The organism is Micromonospora sp. NPDC047753, assembly GCF_040642735.1.
Classification (GTDB): domain Bacteria; phylum Actinomycetota; class Actinomycetes; order Mycobacteriales; family Micromonosporaceae; genus Micromonospora.
This window is the reverse complement of sequence record NZ_JBEYSL010000345.1, coordinates 1-7,613: the sequence shown is the minus strand read 5'-3', so window position 1 is coordinate 7,613 and position 7,613 is coordinate 1. Positions and strand designations below refer to the sequence as shown.

Sequence of the window (7,613 nt, the reverse complement as noted above, 5' to 3'; positions counted from 1 at the left end):
GTCTACCGCAAACTCACCGCGTTCGCCAGCTACGGCTTCCCGGAGAGCCACGCGATGAGCAGCGCGAGGCTGGGCGGCGCGGCGTTGTCCAGGCGCTCGCCGGGCACGTGCAGCATGGCCACCGGCCACGGGCCGGGCCCGGTGAGCAGCAGTACCGTGGCCAGGCCGCCGGCCAGGAACACCAGTCCGGCCCGCCGCGAGGTGGGCAGTCGTCGCCAGCGGCGTACCCCCGGACGGTCGTGGGCCGACGGTCCGGCGGCGGGCGTCGGGCCGGCTTCCGAGGCGGTCGCGGCGGTGTCGCCCGGCGGCCCGGCGGCGGGCGGCGGCATCTGCCGGGTGTCGTGCCAGGCGAAGCCGAGCTGGTGGACGGCCAGCCAACCGAAGAGGTAGTTGCCGTAGCTCAGCGCCTCCGGCCCGCTGAGCCGGCCGAGGTCGCCGAGGCCGACCAGGGCGACAAGTGCCAGCGGGATGGTCAGACCGAAGCGACGGTGCAGCGCGTACATCGGTGGGGTGAGCGCGACCGCAGCCAGGTAGGCGACCAGGAACCAGAGCGGAATGGTCGCGAACCAGAACACCTCGCGGATCCTGGTGGGGTCGGTGCCGCGCAGCCAGGCGACCGCCGCCCCGGCGGTGAGTACGAGCAGCAGCGTGCTGGTGGGGCGGACCAGGCGGGCACTGCGGTCGATCAGCCACCCGGCGGCGTCGCCGCCGCGGGCCCGCAGGCGGGTCAACGAGGCAGCGTTGGCGTAGCCCCCGACCAGGAAGAAGACGGGCATCACCTGGGCCAGCCAGGTCAGCGGGTACGCCCAGCGCAGGTCGCCGAGCGCGGAGTGCCCGGTGACCTGCCCGGAGGCGTCGCGCCCGATCGCCGTGACGCCCCAATGTCCGAGAACGACCATGGTGATGGCGAGTGCGCGGAGCAGGTCGACATATCGCTCCCGCCCAGCCGGGGTGTGCTCGGCCAGCTGGCGCAGGCGGCGCATCGCCTCAGGCTAGGCGACCTGATGACGGCTGGTGGTGATAACGGTTCGACAGTCAGGACTTGAAGTCCGAGCCCGGCTGTCGTAGAAATTCTTCAGCAACGGAGCATTAACTGAAGAGAACTACCGCCCCTCGCGCGGTGGACGCCTCCCCCACAAGACCGGCGATCCGCCCGACCCGACCCGAGGAGAACCCATGAACAGGCGTGACATCCTGCGGCGCAGCGCCGCCGCCGGCCTCCTGGCCACCCCCGCCGCCGGTCTGCTGTCCGGCTGCGCCACCAGCGGTGGCGGTGACAAGAACGATGCCGAGACCTACCAGGGCACCAAGAGCGCCGAGAACCCGCTCGGCGTGAAGGAGGACGCCCCACTCGAGGTGGTGATCTTCGGCGGCGGGTTCGGTGAGGAGTACGCAAAGGCCCACGAGGCCATGTACACCGAGAAGTACCCGAAGGCGAAGATCAAGCACTCCTCCACCCAGGAGATCAGCAAGACCCTCCAGCCGCGCTTCGTCGACGGCACCCCGCCCGACGTGGTCAACAACTCCGGCTCCAGCCAGATCGACTTCAACGGCCTGGTCAGCCAGAACGCCCTCGCCGGCCTCGACGAACTGCTGGCCGCCCCGAGCCTCGACATCCCCGGCAAGACGGTCAAGGACACCCTGCTGCCCGGCGCGGTCGAGGTCGGCTCCTACGACGGCAAGTTCCTGGTGCTCAACTACACCTACACCGCCTACGGCATCTGGCACTCCGCCAAGCTCTTCGCCGACCGCGGCTGGTCGTACGCGAAGACCTGGGAGGAGCACATCGCGCTCTGCAAGCAGATCAAGGCCGCCGGAATCGCCCCCTGGACGTACGCCGGCCTGCACCCGCGCTACATGAGCTGGCCGCTGATCTCCACGGCGATCAAGTTCGGCGGCCCGTCGGTGGCGACCGCCATCGACAACCTGGAGCCGAACGCCTGGAAGTCCGACTCGATGCGCGCCGCCGCCGACGCCTGGCACCAGATCGTCAAGGACAAGTACATCCTGGACGGCTCGCCCGGCCTGGACCACAAGCAGTCGCAGACCGCCTGGTGTCAGGGCAAGGCCGCCTTCATCTCCTGCGGATCCTGGCTGGAGAGCGAGCAGAAGGACGTCACCCCGGCCGGTTTCAACATGACCATCGCGCCGACGCCGAGCCTGGGCAGCGGCGACAAGCTGCCGTTCGAGGCGATCCGGGGAACCGCCGGGGAACCGTTCATGGTGCCCGCCAAGGCCCGCAACGTCGCCGGCGGCCTGGAGTACTTCCGGACCATGCTCTCCAAGAAGGGCGCCCAGGACTTCACGAAGAAGGTCGCCAGCCTCACCGTGGTCGCCGGTGCCACCGAGGGCGTCGAGCTGCCGTACGGGCTGAGCACCGTGGTGAAGGCGCTCGACGCGTCCGGCGCCAACGGCTTCAACTGGGTCTACAACAGCTTCTACCGCAAGTTGGAGCGCAACCTCGTCGACGCCGCGTGCGGTGAGTTCTTCAGCGGTCGGATCGGCCCCGCCGAGTTCCTCGAACAGTGCCAGAAGGGCGCCGACTCGATCGCCCAGGACAGTTCGATCAAGAAGTACAAGCGAGCGGCCTGACCGCCCGGCCGGTGGGGGAGAGGTCCGCCCCCACCGGCCGTACCCAAACGGAGAGGTCCCTCTCGTGAAACATGGCAAGTGGCCGCTGATCGTCACGTTCCTGGTGCCACCGGTGCTGCTGTACGTGTTCTTCGTCGTCTCGCCGTACCTCCAGGCGTTCCAGATCTCCACCACCGACTGGCTCGGCTACTCGGCAGACGCCAACCCGGTCGGTCTGGCCAACTTCAAGACCCTCTGGCACGACGACTACGTGTGGAACGCGCTGAAGAACAACGCGATCCTGCTGGGGCTGGTGCCGGTGCTCACCATCGTGCTCGGGCTGTTCTTCGCCACCATGCTCGCCATGGGCGGGCGCAAGGGCAGTGCCGGCGTCACCGGCGTACGCGGCGGCGCGCTCTACCGCACCGTCTACTTCTTCCCGCAGGTGCTCTCCGTGGTGATCATCGCGTTGCTGTGGAAGGAGGTGTACCACCCCAACAAGGGCCTGCTCACCACAGCTCTGCACGGCCTCGGCCTGCCCGCGCCGACCTGGCTCGGCGACCCGGCGACCGCCTTCTGGTGCGTGCTGGCGGTGATGGTCTGGAGCAACGTCGGCTTCTACGTGGTGCTGTTCGGCGCGGCGATGTCGGCAGTGCCGAAGGAGATCTACGAGGCCGTCCTGCTCGACGGCGCGTCCCGGTTCACCACCCTGCGCCGGGTCACCCTGCCGCTGCTCTGGGACACCGTCCAGGTCGCCTGGGTCTACCTGGCCATCTTCGCCCTGGACGGGTTCATCCTCGTCCAGCTGATGACCAACGGCGGGCCGAACTTCTCCACCGACGTGATTGGCGTACGCATGTACGACACCGCCTTCGGCAGCGAGACCAAGTTCGGCTACGCCTCGGCGATCGGCGTGGTGATGTTCTTCCTGACCCTCTCGGTGGCGGTGCTGTCGCTGCGGGTCGGCCGGCGCGAACGGATCGAGTACTCGTGACCACTCTGGATCAGCCCACCGCGACCGCCCCGACCCCGGTCACCAGCGGGGACCGCCCGGTACGCCGGGAACTCGGCGTGGCCAACGCCCTCTCGCACGGCTTCCTGCTGCTCTGGGGCCTGCTCACCGTGCTGCCACTGCTGTGGATGTTCATCAGCTCGTTCAAGACCAACGGTGAGATCCTCGCCGACCCGTGGGGGCTGCCCGGCGCGCTGCACCTGGACAACTGGGTGCGGGCCTGGACCGGCGCGCACATCGGCCGGTACTTCCTCAACAGCCTGGTGGTGGTGGCCGGCTCGGTCAGCCTCACCATGCTGATGGGCGCCACCGCCGCGTACGTCTTCGCCCGGTACGAGTTCCGCGGTCGCCAGGTCGTCTACTACCTGTTCGTCGGCGGCCTGATGTTCCCGGTGTTCCTCGCCCTGGTACCGCTCTTCTTCGTGGTCCGCAACGCCGGCCTCTTCAACACCTGGCTCGGGCTGATCCTCGTGTACGCGGCCTACTCGCTGCCGTTCACAGTGTTCTTCCTGAGCGCGTTCTTCCGGACCCTGCCGACCTCGGTGGCGGAAGCCGCACTGGTCGACGGCTGCGGTCACTTCCGGCTCTTTTTCCGGGTAATGCTGCCCATGGCACGTCCGGGACTGATCAGTGTGGCGATCTTCAACTTCCTCAGCCACTGGAACCAGTTCCTGCTACCGCAGGTGCTGTTGCAGGGCGACGAGTCCAAGTGGATGCTGGCGCAGGGGCTCTTCGCGCTGTCGGTCAGCCAGGGGTACGCCGGCGACTACGCCCGGCTCTTCGCCGGACTGAGTATCGCGGTGCTCCCGGTGCTCGCGGTCTACGTGGCCTTCCAGCGGCAGGTGCAGGCGGGCCTCACCGCAGGGCAGCTCAAGTAGAACCGACCTGGCCACCGCTGTCCGATCCCGATCATCGCCCCCGCAGGCCGATACGACCTTCCGGGCGGGGGTGCGAGGCGGTAGTGCGGCGCGGGGCGGCCGGGCGGGGTGCGGGGCGCAGTGCGCCGCGGGGTACGCCGCGGGCAGGTGGGGCGCGGGGTGGGGGGTGCCGTGCCGATACGGGCGGCGCGCTGGGCGCCGTCGGCTTCAGGGGGTGGGGAACAGGCGGGCGTGCAGCGCGCCCGGGTCGGGCACCCCGGGTAGGCCACGGGCGGCGAGCCAGGCCGCGGCGGCGGCCCCGTCTCCGGCGGTGCGCAGTGGCGCGTCCGGCCAGTGTCGCGCGATCTCGGCCCGGACGGCGGCGGCGAGCGGGGTGTCCGCGGTGAGCAGGCCGCCGCCGAGCACGATCGGTGTCACAGCCCCGGCGGGGCGGATGCGGCTCACGCTCTCGGTCAGGTGCGCGGCGGCGTCGGTGATCAGTTCGGTGGCGACCGGGTCGCCGTGGGCGGCGGCGTCGACGACCAGCGGCGCGAGCCGGGCCAGTTCGACGGGGGGTCGACGGGTCACCGTCTGGATGGTGGCGTCGACGGTGTCCCGGGGGCGGGCGGTGATGTCGGCGCTGCCCAGAATCTCGGTGAGCACGGTGGTGGTCAGCGCGCCCAGCGCACTGCCGGCGTCGAGGTCGGCGAGCAGTCGGCGTACGGCTTCCCGACCGAGCCAGAAGCCCGACCCGGCGTCGCCGAGCAGCCAGCCGTGGCCGTCGGCGATCCGGTCGAGCCGCAGCTCGTGGACGTGGGCGGTGATCGCGCCGGTGCCGGCGATGAGGATGGTGCCGTCCGGGGCGGCGGTGCCGGAGGCGTACGCGACCAGGGCGTCGCCGTGGACCTCGTACGGGCAGCGCAGGCCGGCGTCGTGCCAGGCATGGTCGAAGGCGGCCCGCCCGGCCGGGTCGGCGAGCAGTCGGCCGGCTCCGGCGAGCCCGATGGTGCCGGCGGCGGCCCGCGTCGGGTCGACGTCGGCGAGTGCTTCGCGCAGCGCTGTCAGCAGTTCGGCGGCGGCGCGCTCGGCGCCGTGACTGGTGGGGTTGCCGCCGCCGGCGCGACCGGTGCCGACGCGTTGCCCGGTGAGGGTGAGGACGGTCGCCCGGGTGGACGTGCCGCCGATATCGAGACCCACCACGACGGTGTCGGACATCGGCACGAGTCTCCTTGCGCGGAACGGCGATCTGGCTTGTTCATGCTGGTCGGCGGGGTCGTGCGAGGCAAGTTGTGGCCGGCGTGAGGGGCCGTGCGCCAGGTAACAGTTTGAAAACTTCGCCCACGGTCTTGACATAGACGGTCGTTCAGTAAGAAATTTTACCACTAACAGTTAACAGTCTTTTCGGAAAGCAGGGGCGTCTCATGGTTGATCACGAGGTGGACACCGCCGCGGGGACCGCGGTGGTCGACGCCGACGTGATCGAGCGACGGACCTCGGCCTCCGACGGGGTGCTGGCCAGGGTCCGCAACGGGCTCGGCGAGTTGACCGGTGCTCTGCACCGGGTTGCCGAGCACGTGCTCAGCGACCCGGAGGCCGCCGCCCGCTCGACGATCGTCGAACTGGCCGAGCGCAGCGGCACCTCACCAGCGACCATCACCCGGTTCTGCCGGGCGATGGGCTTCGAGGGGTACGCCGACCTGCGACTGGGCATCGCCTCCGAGACCGGCCGGGCCCGCTCTGCCGGTTGGACGGTCGACATCGGACGCGAGATCCAACCGAGCGATCCGCTCGCCCGGGTGCTCGACCAGATCATGGCCGCCGACACGCGGGCCATGCACGACACCGCCACCCTGCTCGACCTCACCGAGGTGGAGCGGGCCGCTGTGGCGATCGCCGGCGCCAGCAGGGTGAACATCTTCGGTGCCAGCGGCAGCGCCCTGGTCGGTGAGGAGATGCAGTTCAGCCTGCACCGCATCGGTGTGGCGGCGTGGGCCTGGAACGACGTGCACGAGGGGCTGGCCAGCGCCGCGTTGCTGCGATCGGGGGACGTGGCGCTCGGCATCTCGCACACCGGGCAGACCCGGGAGACGATCGAGATGCTCGCCGAGGCGGGCAGCCGTGGCGCCACCACGCTCGCGCTCACCGGCTTCCCTCGCTCCCCGTTGGCCGAGCTGGCCGACATCGTCCTGCTCACGGCCAGCCAGGCGACCACCTTCCGGCCGGACGCGCTCTCCGCCCGGCATCCCCAACTGGTGGTGCTCGACCTGCTCTACATCGCCGTCGCCCAACGCACGCACGACCGCGCGCACGCGGCCTTCCGGCGGACAGCGCAGGCTGTCGACGGGCACAAGGCAGCGAAGGGAGCCCTCTCATGATCAGCGCCCAGGGGTACGCGGACGCCGTCCGCCCGGTGCTCGACCGGCTGCTCGACTCGGAGGCGGACGGGATCACCCGGGCCGCCGACCTGATCGCCGGCAGCCTGCGCGACGGCGGCGTGCTCCAGGCGTTCGGCGCCGGGCACTCGGAGGCGTTCGCCGCCGAGCTGGTCGCCCGCGCTGGCGGGTTGGTCCCCACCAACCGGCTCTCGGTACGGGACCTGGTGATGCACGGTGACGCCCCGCGTGACGTGCTCGCCGACCCCAAACTGGAACGTGATCCCTCCATCGCCCACCAGATCTACGCGCTCGCGGCACCCCAGCCGCGCGACGTGTTCGTGGTGGCGTCCCAGTCCGGCATCAACGGCTCGGTCGTCGAGCTGGCGGCGCTGGTCACCGAGCGCGGTCACCCGTTGATCGCGGTCACCTCGGTCGAGCACACCGCGCGGGTGGCGCCACGGCACCCGTCCGGGCACCGGCTCGCCGACCTCGCCGACGTCGTGCTGGACAACGGCGCGCCGTACGGCGATGCACTGCTGCCGCTCGAGGGCGGCGGCGCGGTCTGTGCGGTCTCCTCGGTCACCACGGCGCTGCTGGCGCAGTTGCTGACCGCGGAGGTCGTACGACGGTTCCACCAGGCCGGAGAGGTGCCCCCTATCTACCTCTCCCGCAGGTGCGCCAGGCTGGAGGTGCCGGGGTCGGGATCGCGGAGGCGGACCTGCGCCCGGTGTCGATCGACCCACACACCATCTGAGCGGGGTGTTCGGCGGGCGGCCGGCCGGGGCGGCCCACCGGTCG

The 7,613-nt window shown here is 70.6% G+C and carries 6 protein-coding genes and 1 pseudogene; 5 read left to right on the top strand and 2 right to left on the bottom strand.

The genetic code is table 11. The annotated features are described in order from the left end of the window. Positions 1–56: 56 nt before the first annotated feature. A pseudogene (locus tag ABZ749_RS24765) lies at positions 57–983 on the bottom strand (acyltransferase); the annotation flags it as partial. Positions 984–1,176: 193 nt separating this feature from the next. On the opposite strand from ABZ749_RS24765, the gene ngcE reads away from it, so the two are divergent. From ngcE to ABZ749_RS24750, 3 genes are all read left to right on the top strand, one after another. Next, the gene (gene ngcE / locus ABZ749_RS24760) at positions 1,177–2,592 is read left to right on the top strand and encodes an N-acetylglucosamine/diacetylchitobiose ABC transporter substrate-binding protein (RefSeq protein WP_357231729.1); all 1,416 of its coding nucleotides are present in this window, start codon (positions 1,177–1,179) and stop codon (positions 2,590–2,592) included. 64 nt (positions 2,593–2,656) lie between these two features. Next, positions 2,657–3,565, top strand: a complete 909-nt coding sequence (locus ABZ749_RS24755; protein WP_091403945.1) for a sugar ABC transporter permease — start codon at positions 2,657–2,659, stop codon at positions 3,563–3,565. Continuing rightward, on the top strand, positions 3,562–4,461 hold the full coding sequence (locus ABZ749_RS24750) for a carbohydrate ABC transporter permease (RefSeq protein WP_355009716.1): 900 nt from the start codon (positions 3,562–3,564) through the stop codon (positions 4,459–4,461). Before ABZ749_RS24755 ends, ABZ749_RS24750 begins: the two co-directional genes overlap by 4 nt. Before the next feature lie 207 nt (positions 4,462–4,668). Here ABZ749_RS24750 and ABZ749_RS24745 read toward each other — a convergent pair whose 3' ends face one another. Further along, positions 4,669–5,655, bottom strand: coding sequence for a BadF/BadG/BcrA/BcrD ATPase family protein (locus ABZ749_RS24745; RefSeq protein ID WP_357231724.1), 987 nt, complete (start codon positions 5,653–5,655; stop codon positions 4,669–4,671). A gap of 206 nt (positions 5,656–5,861) precedes the next feature. Here ABZ749_RS24745 and ABZ749_RS24740 point away from each other — a divergent pair, with 206 nt between their 5' ends. Both ABZ749_RS24740 and ABZ749_RS24735 read left to right on the top strand, forming a co-directional pair. Next, positions 5,862–6,815 (top strand): MurR/RpiR family transcriptional regulator, encoded by a 954-nt coding sequence (locus tag ABZ749_RS24740; protein WP_357231721.1) that lies wholly within the window; start codon positions 5,862–5,864, stop codon positions 6,813–6,815. Next, the coding region (locus ABZ749_RS24735; protein ID WP_357231718.1) for an SIS domain-containing protein at positions 6,812–7,613 on the top strand (802 nt) is incomplete at its 3' end. The genes ABZ749_RS24740 and ABZ749_RS24735, both read left to right, overlap by 4 nt.

Coding starts and splice junctions, on each gene's coding strand:
- ngcE (WP_357231729.1), top strand. CDS start 1,177: ATGAACAGGCGTGACATCCTGCGGCGCAGCGCCGCCGCCGGCCTCCTG.
- ABZ749_RS24745 (WP_357231724.1), bottom strand. CDS start 5,655: ATGTCCGACACCGTCGTGGTGGGTCTCGATATCGGCGGCACGTCCACC.
- ABZ749_RS24740 (WP_357231721.1), top strand. CDS start 5,862: ATGGTTGATCACGAGGTGGACACCGCCGCGGGGACCGCGGTGGTCGAC.